The organism is Ochrobactrum sp. BTU2, from assembly GCF_024539785.1.
GTDB classification, from domain to species: Bacteria; Pseudomonadota; Alphaproteobacteria; order Rhizobiales; family Rhizobiaceae; genus Brucella; species Brucella anthropi.
Genome location: NZ_JAHWRG010000005.1, coordinates 457,957 through 474,322 on the forward strand (window position 1 = coordinate 457,957; position 16,366 = coordinate 474,322).

Consider the following 16,366-nt stretch of genomic DNA (forward strand, 5'->3'; position numbering starts at 1 on the left):
CCCGCTCCAGATCGTTCTTGTATTCGAAAATGATAAATTAAAATGGTTTACGAGCGGTTTACCATGTTTGTTAACCGCATTGTCGCAGCATGGAACCGAACGCGTTTTCACTCGTTTTATCGTCATCAATTCAACGGAGACTTCAAATGGCCGACGAAAAGATCACGAACGAAATCCAGCAGGCTCTCGAAAAGCAGATTGCCGATATGCGCACTGAACTGAAGCGCCTTTCAAAGTCGCTGGCGTCACATTCTGGCGAGCTGAGAGAACGCGCGGAGGACGTCATGGATGATGCGTCCGGTCGTTTCCGTCATGCCGCGCAGGCCGTGCGTGAACGCGGTCAGGTCGTTGCCGAAACGGTTCGCGAAAACCCAGGCACAGCCACAACCCTTTTCGGAACTGCCGGAATTATCGGCATTCTCATCGGTGTTGCCATCGGGTGCGCCATTTCTGATCGCCGCTGAACAGCAAGAACAGCCTGATACTTGTGCCCGCGCTCAATGCGCGGGCTTTTGTTTGCGCTCTTTACGAGACGGTTGTGGTCTGCTAGCTCCCGGTCATTGGCAGTTTGCCACCGGTCGCAGCCTACCCGGTCAAAACAAGGATGAGCGCAATCAAGCGCTGCAAGACTGCGACGTGGCTTGAAACAAAGGCACGCAAATGTCTGAAAAGACAATATATTCCGATCTCAAGCAGCTCGGCTCCAACGCTTCGATCCCACAAAATCCGGAAGATGCCATCCTTGAAAGGGTCGCAAATCCGCAAGCGGGAACGCCTTACTGTGTGCGCTTCACCGCACCTGAATTCACCTCGCTATGCCCAATGACGGGACAGCCGGATTTTGCACATCTGGTCATCGACTATGTTCCCGGCCAGTGGCTGGTGGAAAGCAAATCTCTGAAACTGTTCCTGTTTTCCTTCCGCAATCATGGTGCATTTCACGAGGATTGCACGGTAACCATCGGCAAGCGCCTCGTCGAGCTGCTGGAGCCGGAATGGCTCAGGATCGGCGGCTACTGGTATCCACGTGGCGGTATTCCCATAGACGTTTTCTTTCAGACCGGAGCGGCGCCGCAGAACGTCTGGATACCGGAACAAGGCGTGCCTAACTATCGTGGTAGAGGCTAGAGCATTTCCAGCAAAAGTGCGAAGCAGTTTTGCGTAGGATAATGCGAGAAAACAAAGAGAGCGAGCGGTTCCAGTGAACCCGTTTTAACTGGAACCGCTCTAGTTGATCGGAGTCGCTGTTGCGACTGAAGATCACGATCCCTATTATAGAAGCAGACCACATGGCCCCTGAAAGGACCCCCATGAAAAACTTCGCTATTCTGATTTCTCTGGCCGTTCTTGCCGGATGCGGGGGAGCTGGTAAGGCGGCCATGGATACAGGCAAGAGTTTTGATCGATTCGCCTGCATGTCGCGCAATTTCAAGGGCGAACCGCCCTGCCCGCAGCCGGAAGCTACAAACCAGAAGGCACAGTAAAACCAGAAAGGAGGCCTGTCATGGCTATCGAACCCAAGGACGTTCTCGATTTCTGGTTCTCGCCGAAGATGCGAGAGAACTGGTTCAGCAAAAGTGATGAGATCGACGCGGAAATTCGTGAGAAATTTCTGACGGCTTACGAAGATGCGCGCGCCGACAAGCTTGAAGACTGGAAACAGCAGCCAGAAAGCGCGCTTGCGCTCACCATTCTGTTCGACCAGTTTCCGCGCAATATGTTCCGTGGTTCACCGCGTTCTTTTGAAAGTGACGGGCTGGCCCGCGATGTGGCGGCACAGGCGCTCGACCACGATTTCGACCGCAAACTATCGCCCGAACAACGCCAATTCTTCTATCTGCCATTCATGCATAGTGAGCATCTGAGCGACCAGAAGCGCTGCGTTGATCTTTATGAAAGGCTCGGCGACGAGTTCTCACTCGGTTTCGCCCGCCAGCATCACGATATCATCGAACGCTTTGGACGCTTTCCCCATCGCAACAAGGTGCTTGGTCGCGATACCACCCACGAGGAAACCGAGTTCCTCAAGGAACATACAGGCTTCTGAAATTCAGAGCGCATCCTGAAAAGTGTGAAACGGTTTTCGGTAAAGATGCGCGTTAAACAAATATCTAGAGCAGCCGATAAGGCAATATTCCGCGGCGGTCGTGATCGACCGCCAATCTGCTTTTAAGCGGCGGAACGGCGCGCTGCACACATTCAGCGCGTTCACAGATACGGCAGGAAACGCCAATCGGATCGAAGGCAGAGCGCACTGCGATGTCGAGCCCATCCGCATAGACAAAATCCTGCGCATAGGCCACCTCACAGCCAAGGGCGATAGCGTAGCGCCGCTGGGGTGCATTAAATCCCCCCTCGCTCTTGGTCAGCTCGGTCGCAATGCAAAGATAGCGCGCACCATCCGGCGTTTCGGCAAGCTGCCGAATGATCCGTCCCGGCGTCTCGAATGCCTGATGCACATTCCATAGCGGGCACGCAGCACCATAGCGCGCAAATTGCAGCTTGGCAGCGCTGTGTCGCTTCGTGATGTTTCCGGCCCTGTCTATGCGAGCAAAAAACACCGGTACGCCCCGATGGCCGGAACGCTGCAAGGTGCTAAGCCGATGCGCAACCTGTTCCAGACTTGCCCCGAAACGCGATGCCAACAGCTCCAGATCATGACGCAGCTCCTTGGCTGCTGAAAGGAATGTCTGATAGGGCAGCATCAACGCCCCAGCGAAATAATTACGCAAGCCAATCTTGCAAATTTCGATCGCTTCGGAAGACCGAAAATCTGCGCGTCTGGCAATCACGCTCACCAGTTCTTCCATTTCCAGTTCGGCAATCTGGAACGCAATCTGGAAATTGCGGGTCGAAGCGGGTGAATAAGGATTGAGATAAAGCACCCGTGCAGCAGGGTCGAACTGGCGCAGGACTGCCTCCTCCGGCCCGGCCCGCGCAATGTGCACGCGGTGGTGCTCCGCCATATATTGCGGCAAGGCTACACCGATGTCCCGACCCGGAATGTTTAGCTCCGCTGCCAGCTTTTCTGCCGCAATATCAATCTCATGTACGTAATTGTCGATAAAATGGAAAAAGTCGCGAACTTCCTCATAAGGCGCAGGCTCCGCAGTAGACGGAGCGCGACCCAGCTGATTATCCAGACTTGCGAGCTGTTCGCTGTTGCGGCGATAGGCCTGATGGCAGGCAATCAGCGCATGAGCCAGCCCCGGCGCATTTTGAGTAATGAGCTTCAGTTCCTGCAGGTTCGGCTTGTAATTGTCGAAAACGGGGTCAGCCAGTGCCTCGGAAACAGCTGAAAGCAATCGATCATCATCACCCAGTGAAATGGCGCCTATATCGATCTGGTAGTTTTCAGCCAGCGCGAGCAAAACGGCTGCGGAAACAGGCCGCTGATTATTCTCGATCTGATTGAGATAACTCGTTGAAATACCGAGGCGTTCAGCAAAGCCCGACTGGGTTGCCTTATGTTGCTCGCGTATTTCGCGTATCTTTCTGCCGATATAAAGTTTTCTCGGTGCCATTTTCGCAAATTCGCATTTCGCTATTTGCAAATTTATATCTTACACAATCGCACCTTTTCAAGCTTTTCCAGAACGCCTTCGGATTTTAAGCAGGAAGGAGAAAAAGACTATCTTTTCAGTTTCATAACTCGCCTTCCAAAGGCCGCCCAAAAGTGGGGACTTTATGCAGGAACTTCTTGAGCAACTCGAAGCCCGCCGTACGGAAGCCCGCCTTGGCGGTGGTCAGCGCCGTATCGATGCCCAGCATGGCAAAGGTAAGCTTACTGCCCGCGAAAGGATCGAAGTGCTTCTCGACGAAGGATCGTTCGAGGAGTTCGATATGTATGTCACCCATCGCTGCACCGACTTCGGCATGGAAAAGCAGAAGGTCGCTGGCGACGGCGTCGTGACGGGCTGGGGTACGATCAACGGCCGGCAGGTCTACGTGTTCAGCCAGGATTTTACCGTTCTGGGCGGCTCATTGTCCGAAACCCATGCGCAGAAAATCTGCAAGATCATGGATATGGCCATGAAGAACGGCGCGCCGGTAATCGGCCTCAACGATTCCGGTGGTGCGCGCATTCAGGAAGGCGTCGCGTCACTCGCGGGCTATGCCGACGTGTTCAAGCGCAATGTGGATGCGTCTGGTGTGGTGCCGCAAATCTCAGTCATTATGGGCCCTTGCGCAGGCGGTGCAGTCTATTCGCCAGCCATGACCGACTTCATCTTCATGGTGCGTGACAGTTCCTATATGTTTGTGACGGGCCCTGACGTGGTGAAAACCGTCACCAACGAAATCGTTACCGCAGAAGAACTCGGCGGCGCTTCGACCCACACCCGAAAATCATCAGTCGCCGATGGCGCTTATGAGAACGATATTGAAGCGCTGGAACAGGTCCGCATTCTGTTCGACTTCCTGCCGCTCAACAATCGCGAAAAGCCGCCTGTTCGCCCTGTGTTCGATGATCCGTCGCGACTGGAAATGCGCCTCGACACATTGATCCCAGACAGCGCCACCAAGCCCTACGACATGAAGGAGCTTATCCACGCACTGGCCGACGAAAGCGATTTCTTTGAAATTCAGGAGGCTTTCGCAAAGAACATCATTACCGGCTTCATCCGTATGGATGGTCAAACTATCGGTGTCGTTGCAAACCAGCCCATGGTGCTTGCCGGTTGCCTCGATATCGATTCATCGCGCAAGGCTGCCCGGTTCGTTCGCTTTTGCGACGCCTTCAATATCCCTATCCTGACCCTTGTGGATGTTCCGGGCTTCCTGCCCGGCACGGCGCAAGAATATGGCGGCGTCATCAAGCACGGCGCAAAACTGCTCTTCGCTTATAGCCAGGCAACTGTTCCCATGGTCACGCTCATCACCCGCAAGGCCTATGGTGGCGCATATGATGTGATGGCCTCAAAACATATCGGTGCTGATATCAATTATGCCTGGCCGACGGCGGAAATCGCCGTGATGGGCGCCAAGGGTGCAACAGAAATTCTCTATCGTTCCGAGCTGGGTGATGTCGAAAAAATCGCCGGGCGCACGAAGGAATATGAGGAGCGTTTCGCCAATCCGTTCGTGGCCGCTGAACGTGGGTTCATCGACGAAGTCATCATGCCGCATTCCTCGCGTCGCCGCATTGCCCGCGCTTTTGCCAGCCTGCGCAATAAGCAGCAAAGCACGCCGTGGAAGAAGCACGACACCATCCCGCTGTGATCCCCCGGTTCATTTGAGTAAACGCACATGATCAAGAAAATTCTCATTGCCAATCGCGGCGAAATCGCATGCCGGGTCATCAAGACGGCGAAGAAAATGGGCATCGCAACGGTTGCTGTTTATTCCGACGCCGACCGCAATGCCCTGCATGTCAAAATGGCGGACGAAGCGGTCCACATCGGACCAGCGCCGTCCAATCAGTCCTATATCGTCATCGACAGGATTCTGGCTGCGATCAAGGAAACCGGCGCAGATGCCGTGCATCCCGGCTATGGCTTTCTATCAGAAAACCCACGTTTCGCTGAAGCACTGAAGGCTGCCAATGTCACCTTCATAGGGCCGCCCGTAAACGCAATTGAGGCCATGGGCGACAAGATCACCTCGAAGAAGCTTGCCTCCGAAGCCGGAGTTTCCACCGTACCTGGTCATATGGGTTTGATCGAAGACGCCGACGAGGCGGTTCGCATTTCCACATCCGTCGGCTACCCGGTCATGATCAAGGCTTCAGCCGGTGGCGGCGGTAAGGGCATGCGTATCGCGTGGAACGACGACGAAGCCCGCGAAGGTTTCCAGCTTTCGCGCAATGAGGCCAAGTCTTCTTTCGGCGACGACCGCATCTTCATCGAAAAATTCGTTACCCAGCCGCGCCATATTGAAATTCAGGTTCTGGGTGACCAGCACGGCAATGTTGTCTATCTGGGCGAACGCGAATGCTCGATCCAGCGCCGCAACCAGAAGGTTATCGAAGAAGCACCCTCGCCATTCCTTGATGAAGCCACCCGCAAAGCCATGGGCGAGCAGGCAGTGGCTCTCGCAAAGGCCGTTGGCTATTACTCTGCAGGCACGGTGGAGTTCATCGTTGATGGCAGCCGCAACTTCTACTTCCTTGAAATGAATACGCGTTTGCAGGTTGAGCATCCGGTGACGGAGCTCATTACCGGCATCGACCTCGTGGAAGAAATGATCCGCGTTGCATCGGGTGAGAAGCTCCGTTCCGACCAGAGCGACGTGAAGCTCAACGGCTGGGCTATGGAAAGCCGCCTCTATGCGGAAGACCCGTATCGCAACTTCCTGCCCTCTATCGGCAGGTTGACCCGCTATCGCCCACCAGCCGAAGGCCGCAATTCGGATGGTACGATCGTGCGCAATGACACTGGCGTGTTCGAAGGCGGCGAAATTTCGATGTATTATGATCCGATGATCGCAAAGCTCTGCACCTGGGGGCCGGATCGCACCAGCGCCATCGATGCGATGGGAGATGCTCTGGACGCATTCGAGGTTGAAGGCATCGGTCACAACCTGCCCTTCCTGTCGGCAGTAATGGATCATCCGCGTTTCCGCGAAGGTGCACTCACAACCGCATTCATTGCCGAGGAATATCCGGACGGCTTTGCCGGCGTCCCGGTTTCGGAAGATGATGCGCGGGTGCTTGCTGCGGTTGCTGCCCAGATCAATCTGGCGATCGAGCAGCGCAACATGCAGATTACCGGACGGATTTCCAGCGAAAAGCAATCGGTCGCGACTGACTGGGTGGCGACACTTGGCGGGTTCATCCTGCCGGTTCGCATTGTGGAAGGCGAAGGCGGAACGACGATCAATTTTGTGGATGGTGGTAGCCTGCCTGTTGCCACCGACTGGCATCCCGGTAGCCATCTGGGTTCATTCACCGTTGGCGGCAAGCCCATTGCAATCAAAGTTTCGCGCTCGGGCACTGGTTGGCGCCTGCGCTGGCGCGGCATGGATATGGTCGCTCACGTCCGCAAGCCACGTGTCGCAGAACTCGCAAAACTCATGCCGATAAAGCTGCCTCCGGATACGTCGAAAATGCTGCTCTGCCCGATGCCGGGCGTCATCACATCGATCCTCGTCAAGGATGGTGAAACTGTCGAAGCCGGTCAGCCACTGGCCACCGTAGAAGCCATGAAGATGGAAAACGTGCTGCGTGCGGAACGCCGTGCTACCGTAAAGCGCATCACAGCGGAGGCTGGCTCCAGCCTTGCCGTAGACGAACTGATTATGGAATTTGAGTGAGGTCGATATGAGCGAGCGCCCCACAACCCGAGCAGACTGGGAAGCATTGGCCGAGAAGGAACTGAAGCGGCCTGCTGACAGCCTGATCTGGCACACGCCAGAAGGCATTGACGTCAAGCCGCTCTATACGGAAGACGATTTGCAGGGCATCGACCATCTGGGCACCCTGCCCGGCTTCGAGCCTTTCTTGCGCGGTCCTCGTGCGACCATGTATGCGGGTCGTCCGTGGACGATCCGGCAGTATGCGGGATTTTCGACGGCGGAAGAATCCAACGCCTTCTATCGCAAGGCACTAGCTGCCGGTCAGCAGGGCGTTTCGGTTGCCTTCGATCTTGCCACGCATCGCGGCTATGACAGCGACCATCCACGTGTTGAAGGCGATGTGGGCAAGGCTGGTGTTGCCATCGATTCCGTCGAGGACATGAAGATCCTTTTCGACGGCATCCCGCTTGAGAAAATTTCCGTTTCCATGACGATGAACGGCGCGGTGATCCCGATCCTTGCCAATTTTATCGTGGCGGGCGAGGAACAGGGCGTGCCCCGCGCCCAGCTTTCCGGCACGATCCAGAACGACATTCTCAAGGAGTTCATGGTCCGCAACACCTATATCTATCCGCCGGAACCATCCATGCGGATCATTGCGGATATCATCGCCTATACGGCAGCCGAAATGCCGAAATTCAACTCGATTTCCATTTCCGGCTACCATATGCAGGAAGCGGGCGCGACACTGGTTCAGGAACTCGCCTTCACGCTTGCCGATGGGCGTGAATATGTGCGTGCTGCCCTGAACAAGGGCCTGAATGTCGATGAATTTGCGGGACGACTGTCATTCTTCTTCGCCATCGGCATGAATTTCTTCATGGAAATCGCCAAGCTGCGCGCCGCGCGCCTGCTCTGGTCGCGCATCATGAAGGAATTCGATCCGAAGAAGCCCGGCTCGCTGATGCTGCGTACGCATTGCCAGACTTCAGGCGTCTCTTTGCAGGAGCAGGACCCTTACAACAATATCGTCCGTACCGCATTTGAAGCCATGTCAGCTGCTCTTGGCGGTACGCAATCGCTGCACACCAATTCCTTCGATGAAGCCATTGCTTTGCCAACGGAATTTTCGGCTCGTATCGCTCGCAATACGCAGCTCATCCTCCAGAACGAAACCGGCGTAACCAAAGTGGTCGATCCGCTGGCAGGTTCTTATTACATCGAAAACCTCACCAACGAGCTGGCCGAGAAGGCCTGGGCGCTGATCGAGGAAGTCGAAGGTCTGGGCGGCATGACCAAGGCGGTCGAAAGCGGCCTTCCGAAGCGCCTCATCGAAGAAGCAGCGACCAAACGGCAGGCGGCGGTCGATAAGGGCGAAGAGATCATTGTCGGGGTCAACAAGTTCCGGCTGGAACAGGAAGACGAAATCGACATTCTGGAAATCGACAATTCGGCTGTTCGCCAGTCGCAAATTGCACGTCTCAATCGCATCAAGGAAACGCGCAACAAGGCAAAAGTCGAAGCAGCTCTGGCAGAACTGGAAAAGGTTGCAAAGACCGGCGAAGGCAATCTTCTCGCCGCCGCTGTTGAAGCCTCCCGTGCTCGCGCCAGCGTCGGAGAAATTTCCGACGCCATGCGCCGCGCATTCGGCGATCATGCTGCAGTTCCGAAGGTCGTCAAGAAGGTTTACGGCGCGGCCTATAAGGACGAGCCCGAATATCAGACGCTGGTTGAGCGGCTTGGCGATTTTTCAAAGCAGATCGGCGAAACGCCGAAAGTGATGGTGGCAAAGCTCGGCCAAGACGGCCATGATCGCGGTGCCAAGATCATTGCGTCAGCCTTCGGCGATATCGGTTTCGACATATTGGCCGGGCCACTGTTCCAGACGCCGGATGAAGCTGCCGATATGGCGATCAAGTCCAAGGTGCATGTTCTTGGAGTTTCGTCGCTAGCAGCCGGTCACAAGACACTTCTGCCTCAGCTTGTGGACACGCTCCGCAAGAAGGGCGCCGAAAATATCATTGTCGTCTGTGGTGGCGTCGTTCCCCGTCAGGATTATCAGTATCTGTTCGACCACGGTGTGGCGGCGGTTTTCGGCCCCGGCTCGAATGTGCTTGATTGTGCCCGCGCCGTGCTCGACCTGATGGAAGGCAAACGTCGTAATCTGTAGTATTCTCAGATGGATATGCCCTTTACAGGACTCATTTTCTGAACAACTTCAGAAGCCGGGTGAATAGCCCGGCTTCTTGCTTGGAGCATTTCCAGCAAAAGTGCAAAGCGTCTACGCGGGGAAATCAGTTCACTGGACTGATTTCTGATCCCGCTTCGATGCGTCAGATAATGCGACAAAAAAATACTCAGAGCGGTTCCAGCGACTCCGTTTTAACCGAAACCGCTCTAGAACCATCATTCAGTTTTTCGGTCCGGCAAAACCGGCAATCGTCGAGCCCGTAACGGATACTGGATCGCTGGCCGGGAACGTATCTTCCAAGCCCTCTTCAAGCTGGCGCTCCAGCTCTGCCCGGTCACCCGCGCGGCGCGCGCTGGGGCGTGTCAACAGGTTTTCAGGCTGAATGCCGCATTCCATACATGCAACGCCCAGCGCTTCGCCGAGCTTGATCGCGGCACGACGTATCACTTCATCGCGCGCCAGTTCCGCTTCCGTCTCGTTCTCAACCTTGACAGTGATCTTCTCTTCGCCCTCGGTGACAAACTCCACCATATAGAGCTTGAAGCCCCCAACCGAACTGATGCGGGTTTCGACAATTTCCATCGCTTGACCTCCGCGTTTTCTATGAGGATCAAACGTCGACCAGCGCCTGAAAGTTCCGCATATCTATGCAATTACGGAACCCCGCCCCTCCATCAAGCGTTTCTCGCCTGTCGTCTGGAGGTTGCGATGTCACAGTTCTTCACAAAGCTCAGCGAAAAAGCCGCCGAACTTGCAGGCCATTATCTGGCATTCGGGCTGGCAACCTTGTTCATCCTGTTATGGGGCATTAGCGGGCCTTTCTTTGACTTCTCGGATACTTGGCAACTGGTGGTGAATACATCGACCACAGTCATCACATTCCTGATGGTGTTCCTTATCCAGAACGCACAGGATCGCGAAGCAAGCGCGACACAAGCAAAACTCGATGAAATTTTGACCATCGTCTCAACAGCCAGGAGTGAGACCATAGGTGCGGAACACCTTCCTCTCGACAAGCTGAAGGCAATCTTGAAGCACCTTGAAGAGCAAAGCAGAAAAACCTCGACCGAAGAACCAGAATAAGCAACCCGATCTTTCCGGTGGAATGTTCACGCCTATATCCCCTCCGGAGAATTCTTATCATTAGCAGAAAGGATGTCCCATGGCCGTCACCAAGAAGCAGGAAGCTCGTGCTCTCAATGCCGACGAAAAAGAGCTGGTGGAAAAGTCGCACCATCCATTTTTGCAGAACGTTCCCGACGAGGAGCTTTCCCATCTGGCGAAACTGATCCGCGAACGCCGCAAGAAGGCGAAAGATCAGGCCCACCAGCGCAGACGTGAAATGCGCGGAAAGGGAGCTGCCCGCGGCTCTACTCCGTCCAAGGCAGATGAAGGTTCTCATCTGAAAGTTTCGGTACTGGCCATGGCCGTCCGTCGTATCAACACCGAAGTTGAACGTCGCCGCCGCATGTCGGCCAGCGCCGAATTAATCACAAATGCCCGAAAAGCGCTTGCGACCAAGGAAGCAAACGAAAAGAAGGGCAAGGATTTCAACACGCGTCACGCACTTAGCGGCATGCGCAACATCCCGAACGAAAAATATGACAGCCTTGTCCGTCCGGCAGAGCGGGGGCGGCTCCGTAAGGCCGCAAGTGTCGCTCAGGCAAAGAAGGACACTCGCCAGAAGGAAGCGGGTTAGAGCATTTCCAACGCCGTCTTGCGGGACGGCGGTGCGAAAGCCCGGTCCAGACGTTTCAATTGATCTTCGGAAAGCCGCAACTCTGCGGCTTTTCTGTTGTCTCGCACATGATGCAGGTTGGAGGATTTTGGAATTGCTATGACATTGCCGTCTCGTATCGTCCAGGCAAGCGCAACTGAGGCTGGCGTTCCGCCTGTCTCACCAGCAATTTCCGCCAGTACGGAACTGCCCAGCAATCGACCCTGCTCAATAGGCGAATAAGCCATCAACGGAATTTTCCGCTCGGTACACCACGGCATCAGGTCGAATTCCGGGCCGCGTCGCGTCAGATTGTAAAGTATCTGGTTCGTTGCAACGGCCTTGCCGCCCGTTATACCGACCAGCTCTTTCATATCATCCGTATCGAAATTGCTGACACCCCAGCCGCCGATTTTTCCGGCATGCTGCAGTTCTTCAAATGCAGCAATAGTCTCTTCAAGCGGATATCGCCCACGCCAGTGCAGCAGATACAGATCTATACGATCAGTGCGAAGGCGCTCCAGGCTTCTCTCGCAGGCCTCGATTGTTCCCTTCCGTGACGCATTGAACGGCAATACCTTGCTGACGATAAACACGTCGTCACGACGGCCCGTGATGGCTTCGCCGACAACATCTTCCGCCTCACCGTCAGCGTACATTTCCGCGGTATCGATCAGCGTCATCCCGAGATCGATACCGCTTCTCAGTGCTTCGATTTCATAGCGGCGTTGTGTGCTGTCCTCACCCATATACCAGGTGCCCTGCCCGAGCGCTGGAACCGTCTGGCCCGAAGGCAGGGTGATCTGTGGTATGGTTCCGGTCATTGCATCCTCCCCTATGAAACGATCAATACCATGATTGCTACATAGCCGGAAAATTCAAGACCTTGAGAACAACGGCTCAAGCAAAATGCAGACCGAAACCCTGCATGAGCCTGCGGATGGCATAGTCCGGATTGCGGGATGTCACGACCGCCAGATCGTTGTGATGATGCAGCTCTTCATCGGCGCGGCGTGGTTTCAGCAGCGAGACGGTACGCCGGGCGATCGCTTCCGCAGGATCGAGCCAGTCAACCGGCCATGGCGCCAAACGGCGAAACACATTGGCAAGGAACGGATAGTGCGTGCAGGCCAGCACGACAATGTCGGTCCGGTTACCATCCTGCTCAATGAAGCAGGGAGCGATCTGTTCCACGACCAGCGCCTCGTCGATCCTTTCGCCGCGAATATGGGCTTCCGCTACTGTCGCAAGCTGATCGGCACCAACGAGACGAACATGGCACTGGGTGGCGAAAGATTGAATGAGATCGCGCGTATAAGCACGCCTGACGGTACCGGGGGTCGCCAGCACGGAAACAAGCCCCGACGATGTTCTTTCTGCAGCGGGCTTGATTGCCGGCACCGTGCCGACAAACGGCACCGAAGGATAGGCTTGCCGTAAGTCATCCAGCACCAGCGTGGAGGCCGTATTGCAGGCAATGACCGCGATTTCGGGATCATAGGCGGCGATGAGCTTGCCGAACAGTTCGACAATCCGCTCCCTCAACGCATCCTCTTCCCATCCGCCATAGGGAAACCCGGCATCGTCGGCAACGTAGACGAAGCGACGATCCGGCATAAGCACCCGCGCTTCGCGCAAAACCGTCAGCCCTCCGATACCGCTGTCAAAAACCAGAATGGGTCTTTCGGCGTCGGCGGAAGGCATGGCGGAAAAGCTCACTGCGGGTGCGTTTTTCATTCGTCCTTGCCCTTCATTGCCCGAGCTTCGCTCGCAGGCTTGCGCGCACGTCCTTCCGGGGCACCCGAGCCACGCGGCTTCTTCGGTGTGAACACGTCAAGAGACGTGATAACACCGCGCAGCAATTTGAGTTCTGCGGATGCGAAGCCGGCGCGCGTCAGCACAGCACGCAGATTGTTGACCATGATTTCCTTGCGGGCTTCCGGACGGAAATATCCCCGGACATCAAGGGCTTCTTCGAGATGATTGAAAAGGCCCTGCAATTCGTTCTTCGGTGCCAATTCAAGCTCCGGTCCACGGAATACGGTTTCCGTTTCCGTCTCAAGACCCGACTTCATCCATTCATAGGACATCAGCAAAACGGCCTGGGCGATATTCAGCGATGCGAAAGCCGGATTGACCGGAAAAGTCACCAGCTCATCCGCAAGGCCAACTTCCTCATTACTGAGGCCAAACCGCTCACGGCCAAACAGGATGCCGGTCTTCTCACCAGTCCGGAAACGACGGCGCAGCTCGCCCCCCGCTTCCACGGCGCTGCGAACCTGCTTGAAGCCATCGCGTTCGCGTGCCGTTGTCGCATAGACGAAATTGAGATCGGCGATAGCCGAAGGCAAATCGTCATAGACGACCGCATTGTCGATCACATGATCGGCCTTGCTGGCTGCCGCCCTCGCCTTTTCGCTCGGAAATTCCTCACGCGGATTGACCAGACGCAGTTCAGCCAGACCAAAATTCGCCATGGCGCGCGCCACCATGCCGATATTTTCCGGCAATTGCGGCTCCACCAGCACGATTGCCGGTCCTTCCGCTATAAAGGGGCGCTGTTTATCTGTTCCTGCCATGATCTCTTCCGCATTAACTATCGTATCGTGGCGCTTCCCTTACATAATTGACGCAGAATCGCAAAGATTCCCCTTACGTGTTTTACGGAAAAGCCTGTGTAGTAGCCCGATAACACCTATTTGCTGCCCATTCATGCCAGACTGTCCCACCAGATACAGGATCAAAGGGAGGAAACCATGTCCGGTAAGAAGATACTCATGCTTTGCGGCGACTTTGGTGAGGACTATGAAACCATGGTCCCGTTCCAGACGCTTTTGACTGTTGGTCATACGGTTCATGCGGTCTGCCCCGGCAAGAAGGCTGGCGATCATATCGCGACAGCCATTCACGACTTCGAAGGCCACCAGACCTATACAGAAAAGCCCGGCCATAACTTCACGCTGAACGCGACCTTCGCCGAGATAAAGCCGGAAAGCTATGACGCTCTGGTCATTCCCGGTGGCCGGGCACCGGAATATCTGCGTCTCGATGATAAGGTTATCGCCGTGGTGAAGCATTTCTTTGAAGCGAACAAGCCAGTCGCTGCAGTCTGCCACGGCGCGCAATTGCTGGCTGCAGCCCGTGTTCTGGAAGGTCGCACCTGTTCCGCCTACCCGGCCTGTCGTCCGGAAGTTGAACTCGCCGGTGGCAAATATGCCGATATTCCGGTCGATCAGGCGGTTACAGATGGAAATCTCGTCACGTCGCCCGCATGGCCTGCTCATCCAGCATGGCTATCACAGTTCCTTACTGTGCTCGGCACCAGGATCACCCATAGCTGATCGCAACGCCCTGCCTGTTTCCCAACAAGGTTGCAGGCAGGGCGAAACTGCGCGACAGTAAGTTTGGGAGAATGATCCGGAGGAAATCATGTGCAGGCTGTTCATCGGTGCCGATCCTGAGCTCTGGCTGAGCGTAACACGTTCGCTGCGCATCGACGGTGTCGTGACAAGCGTCCGGCTTGAGAATTTCTTCTGGTGGGCTCTCGAAGATATTGCAGCACGCGATGATCTCACGGTCAGCCGTCTTATCGGCAAACTTTACGATGAATCCCGGAATGAAGGGCACGACCTCGACAATTTCGCGTCGTTCCTGCGGGTCTGCTGTGGACGCTATCTTTCGTTGCAGCTGAACGGCCTTGTTCCCACAGACAAGTCGACCGCCATCTCTACACTGGATGCAGATACCATTCTGGTCAGGGAACAGGAAAACTATCGCCAGCGGCAATCTTCCTGGGAGAAATCTCGTGATGACAATCGCGCTGCACACCGCGCCGCATAATCGGTGCAGTCAAAAGCCATTTCACGCTTTTCGCAAGTCTCTCCCGAAATTTTGACCGCCTAAACGCTCTATAGGCCAAAGAATAAGCCTCTTACGCTTTGCCTTATTCGTCGTGAGTGCTATACGGGCGCGACGCATTGAAAAAGAGGCTTCATCCATGGCAAAAATCAAGGTTGCGAACCCGGTCGTTGAACTCGACGGCGATGAAATGACCCGCATCATCTGGCAGTTCATCAAGGACAAATTGATCCATCCCTACCTCGACATTGATCTGAAATATTACGATCTGTCAGTCGAGCACCGCGATGCCACCAATGACCAGGTTACCATTGATGCGGCTAATGCCATCAAGGAACACGGCGTTGGCGTAAAATGCGCAACCATCACCCCGGACGAAGCCCGCGTTGAAGAATTCAAGCTCAAGAAGATGTGGAAGTCGCCAAACGGCACGATCCGCAACATTCTCGGCGGCGTGATCTTCCGCGAGCCGATCATCTGCAAGAACGTTCCGCGCCTCGTGCCGGGCTGGACCCAGCCGATCATCGTTGGCCGTCATGCTTTCGGCGATCAGTACCGCGCGACCGATTTCAAATTCCCGGGCAAGGGCACGCTGTCGATCAAGTTCGTCGGTGAAGATGGCGAGACCATCGAACACGAAGTCTATCAGGCTCCGGCGGCTGGTGTGGCAATGGCCATGTACAACCTCGACGAATCGATCCGCGAATTTGCCCGTGCTTCGTTGAACTACGGCTTGCAGCGCAACTACCCGGTCTATCTCTCGACCAAGAACACCATTCTCAAGGCTTATGACGGTCGCTTCAAGGACATCTTCGAAGAAGTTTACCAGACCGAGTTCGCTGACAAGTTCAAGGCTGCAAAGATCTGGTACGAACATCGCCTCATCGACGACATGGTCGCTTCGGCGCTCAAGTGGTCCGGCGGCTATGTTTGGGCTTGTAAGAACTACGACGGCGACGTGCAGTCGGATATCGTGGCTCAGGGTTTTGGCTCGCTCGGCCTGATGACCTCGGTTCTGATGACGCCGGATGGCAAGACCGTTGAAGCAGAAGCTGCACACGGCACCGTTACCCGTCACTACCGCCAGCATCAGAAGGGCGAGGAAACCTCGACCAATTCGATCGCTTCGATCTTCGCATGGACCCGCGGTCTCGCTCACCGCGCCAAGCTCGACAACAATGCCGAGCTTAAGCGTTTTGCCGACACGCTGGAAAAGGTCTGCGTCGACACCGTCGAAAGCGGCTACATGACCAAGGATCTGGCTCTGCTCATCGGTCCGGATCAGCCTTGGCTCTCGACCACCGGTTTCCTCGACAAGATCGACGAGAACCTTCAGAAGGCCATGGCCGCCTGATAAAATATTCGAC

General features: G+C 55.4%; 17 protein-coding genes. 12 read left to right on the forward strand and 5 right to left on the reverse strand.

Annotated elements, in window-relative coordinates; genetic code table 11:
• Window positions 1-146: 146 nt before the first annotated feature.
• The 4 genes from KWJ32_RS18000 (at window position 147) to KWJ32_RS18015 (ending at window position 2,047) form a co-directional block, all read left to right on the forward strand.
• On the forward strand, window positions 147-464 hold the full coding sequence (locus KWJ32_RS18000; protein WP_012091935.1) for a hypothetical protein: 318 nt from the start codon (window positions 147-149) through the stop codon (window positions 462-464).
• A 196-nt stretch (window positions 465-660) separates the two neighbouring features.
• Window positions 661-1,128 (forward strand): preQ(1) synthase, encoded by a 468-nt coding sequence (gene queF, locus KWJ32_RS18005; protein ID WP_012091934.1) that lies wholly within the window; start codon window positions 661-663, stop codon window positions 1,126-1,128.
• 182 nt (window positions 1,129-1,310) lie between these two features.
• On the forward strand, window positions 1,311-1,484 hold the full coding sequence (locus tag KWJ32_RS18010; protein ID WP_010659953.1) for a hypothetical protein: 174 nt from the start codon (window positions 1,311-1,313) through the stop codon (window positions 1,482-1,484).
• 20 nt (window positions 1,485-1,504) lie between these two features.
• Window positions 1,505-2,047 carry a DUF924 family protein gene (locus KWJ32_RS18015; protein ID WP_125300193.1) on the forward strand — a complete coding sequence of 181 codons (543 nt, stop codon included), beginning with the start codon at window positions 1,505-1,507 and terminating at the stop codon, window positions 2,045-2,047.
• Between the two features lie 64 nt (window positions 2,048-2,111).
• Here KWJ32_RS18015 and KWJ32_RS18020 read toward each other — a convergent pair whose 3' ends face one another.
• Complete coding sequence (locus tag KWJ32_RS18020) at window positions 2,112-3,524, reverse strand: XRE family transcriptional regulator (protein ID WP_012091932.1); 1,413 nt, start codon at window positions 3,522-3,524, stop codon at window positions 2,112-2,114.
• A gap of 163 nt (window positions 3,525-3,687) precedes the next feature.
• On the opposite strand from KWJ32_RS18020, the gene KWJ32_RS18025 reads away from it, so the two are divergent.
• The 3 genes from KWJ32_RS18025 to scpA are packed head-to-tail and all read left to right on the forward strand — an operon-like array spanning window position 3,688 to window position 9,403.
• Window positions 3,688-5,220, forward strand: coding sequence for an acyl-CoA carboxylase subunit beta (locus tag KWJ32_RS18025; protein ID WP_012091931.1), 1,533 nt, complete (start codon window positions 3,688-3,690; stop codon window positions 5,218-5,220).
• A 27-nt stretch (window positions 5,221-5,247) separates the two neighbouring features.
• The gene (locus tag KWJ32_RS18030; protein ID WP_012091930.1) at window positions 5,248-7,251 is read left to right on the forward strand and encodes an acetyl/propionyl/methylcrotonyl-CoA carboxylase subunit alpha; all 2,004 of its coding nucleotides are present in this window, start codon (window positions 5,248-5,250) and stop codon (window positions 7,249-7,251) included.
• Between the two features lie 7 nt (window positions 7,252-7,258).
• Window positions 7,259-9,403, forward strand: coding sequence for a methylmalonyl-CoA mutase (gene scpA / locus KWJ32_RS18035; protein WP_012091929.1), 2,145 nt, complete (start codon window positions 7,259-7,261; stop codon window positions 9,401-9,403).
• 240 nt (window positions 9,404-9,643) lie between these two features.
• Here scpA and KWJ32_RS18040 read toward each other — a convergent pair whose 3' ends face one another.
• A complete protein-coding gene (locus KWJ32_RS18040) occupies window positions 9,644-10,006 on the reverse strand; it encodes a hypothetical protein (RefSeq protein WP_012091928.1) in 363 nt (120 codons plus the stop codon).
• A gap of 126 nt (window positions 10,007-10,132) precedes the next feature.
• Between KWJ32_RS18040 and KWJ32_RS18045 the strand changes: the two genes are divergently transcribed.
• Entirely contained in the window at window positions 10,133-10,507 is a 375-nt protein-coding gene (locus KWJ32_RS18045; RefSeq protein ID WP_012091927.1) for a low affinity iron permease family protein, read from the forward strand.
• Window positions 10,508-10,586: 79 nt separating this feature from the next.
• On the forward strand, window positions 10,587-11,123 hold the full coding sequence (locus KWJ32_RS18050) for a hypothetical protein (RefSeq protein WP_012091926.1): 537 nt from the start codon (window positions 10,587-10,589) through the stop codon (window positions 11,121-11,123).
• Here KWJ32_RS18050 and KWJ32_RS18055 read toward each other — a convergent pair.
• The 3 genes from KWJ32_RS18055 to KWJ32_RS18065 all read right to left on the reverse strand — a co-directional run bounded on the left by KWJ32_RS18055 (window position 11,120) and on the right by KWJ32_RS18065 (window position 13,720).
• Window positions 11,120-11,965, reverse strand: coding sequence for an aldo/keto reductase (locus KWJ32_RS18055; RefSeq protein ID WP_151609957.1), 846 nt, complete (start codon window positions 11,963-11,965; stop codon window positions 11,120-11,122). The genes KWJ32_RS18050 and KWJ32_RS18055 overlap by 4 nt on opposite strands.
• 76 nt (window positions 11,966-12,041) lie before the next feature.
• A complete protein-coding gene (gene murI / locus KWJ32_RS18060) occupies window positions 12,042-12,878 on the reverse strand; it encodes a glutamate racemase (RefSeq protein ID WP_012091924.1) in 837 nt (278 codons plus the stop codon).
• Entirely contained in the window at window positions 12,875-13,720 is an 846-nt protein-coding gene (locus KWJ32_RS18065) for an RNA methyltransferase (RefSeq protein ID WP_012091923.1), read from the reverse strand. The genes murI and KWJ32_RS18065 overlap by 4 nt, the downstream gene beginning before the upstream one ends.
• Window positions 13,721-13,897: 177 nt before the next feature.
• Between KWJ32_RS18065 and KWJ32_RS18070 the strand changes: the two genes are divergently transcribed.
• From KWJ32_RS18070 to KWJ32_RS18080, 3 genes are all read left to right on the forward strand, one after another.
• On the forward strand, window positions 13,898-14,482 hold the full coding sequence (locus KWJ32_RS18070; protein ID WP_012091922.1) for a DJ-1/PfpI family protein: 585 nt from the start codon (window positions 13,898-13,900) through the stop codon (window positions 14,480-14,482).
• Between the two features lie 88 nt (window positions 14,483-14,570).
• Window positions 14,571-14,981, forward strand: a complete 411-nt coding sequence (locus tag KWJ32_RS18075; RefSeq protein ID WP_012091921.1) for a ribbon-helix-helix domain-containing protein — start codon at window positions 14,571-14,573, stop codon at window positions 14,979-14,981.
• Window positions 14,982-15,138: 157 nt separating this feature from the next.
• Entirely contained in the window at window positions 15,139-16,353 is a 1,215-nt protein-coding gene (locus KWJ32_RS18080; RefSeq protein WP_012091920.1) for an NADP-dependent isocitrate dehydrogenase, read from the forward strand.
• Window positions 16,354-16,366: the final 13 nt, after the last annotated feature.

Coding starts and splice junctions, on each gene's coding strand:
- KWJ32_RS18000 (WP_012091935.1), top strand. CDS start 147: ATGGCCGACGAAAAGATCACGAACGAAATCCAGCAGGCTCTCGAAAAG.
- queF (WP_012091934.1), top strand. CDS start 661: ATGTCTGAAAAGACAATATATTCCGATCTCAAGCAGCTCGGCTCCAAC.
- KWJ32_RS18010 (WP_010659953.1), top strand. CDS start 1,311: ATGAAAAACTTCGCTATTCTGATTTCTCTGGCCGTTCTTGCCGGATGC.
- KWJ32_RS18015 (WP_125300193.1), top strand. CDS start 1,505: ATGGCTATCGAACCCAAGGACGTTCTCGATTTCTGGTTCTCGCCGAAG.
- KWJ32_RS18020 (WP_012091932.1), bottom strand. CDS start 3,524: ATGGCACCGAGAAAACTTTATATCGGCAGAAAGATACGCGAAATACGC.
- KWJ32_RS18025 (WP_012091931.1), top strand. CDS start 3,688: ATGCAGGAACTTCTTGAGCAACTCGAAGCCCGCCGTACGGAAGCCCGC.
- KWJ32_RS18030 (WP_012091930.1), top strand. CDS start 5,248: ATGATCAAGAAAATTCTCATTGCCAATCGCGGCGAAATCGCATGCCGG.
- scpA (WP_012091929.1), top strand. CDS start 7,259: ATGAGCGAGCGCCCCACAACCCGAGCAGACTGGGAAGCATTGGCCGAG.
- KWJ32_RS18040 (WP_012091928.1), bottom strand. CDS start 10,006: ATGGAAATTGTCGAAACCCGCATCAGTTCGGTTGGGGGCTTCAAGCTC.
- KWJ32_RS18045 (WP_012091927.1), top strand. CDS start 10,133: ATGTCACAGTTCTTCACAAAGCTCAGCGAAAAAGCCGCCGAACTTGCA.
- KWJ32_RS18050 (WP_012091926.1), top strand. CDS start 10,587: ATGGCCGTCACCAAGAAGCAGGAAGCTCGTGCTCTCAATGCCGACGAA.
- KWJ32_RS18055 (WP_151609957.1), bottom strand. CDS start 11,965: ATGACCGGAACCATACCACAGATCACCCTGCCTTCGGGCCAGACGGTT.
- murI (WP_012091924.1), bottom strand. CDS start 12,878: ATGAAAAACGCACCCGCAGTGAGCTTTTCCGCCATGCCTTCCGCCGAC.
- KWJ32_RS18065 (WP_012091923.1), bottom strand. CDS start 13,720: ATGGCAGGAACAGATAAACAGCGCCCCTTTATAGCGGAAGGACCGGCA.
- KWJ32_RS18070 (WP_012091922.1), top strand. CDS start 13,898: ATGTCCGGTAAGAAGATACTCATGCTTTGCGGCGACTTTGGTGAGGAC.
- KWJ32_RS18075 (WP_012091921.1), top strand. CDS start 14,571: ATGTGCAGGCTGTTCATCGGTGCCGATCCTGAGCTCTGGCTGAGCGTA.
- KWJ32_RS18080 (WP_012091920.1), top strand. CDS start 15,139: ATGGCAAAAATCAAGGTTGCGAACCCGGTCGTTGAACTCGACGGCGAT.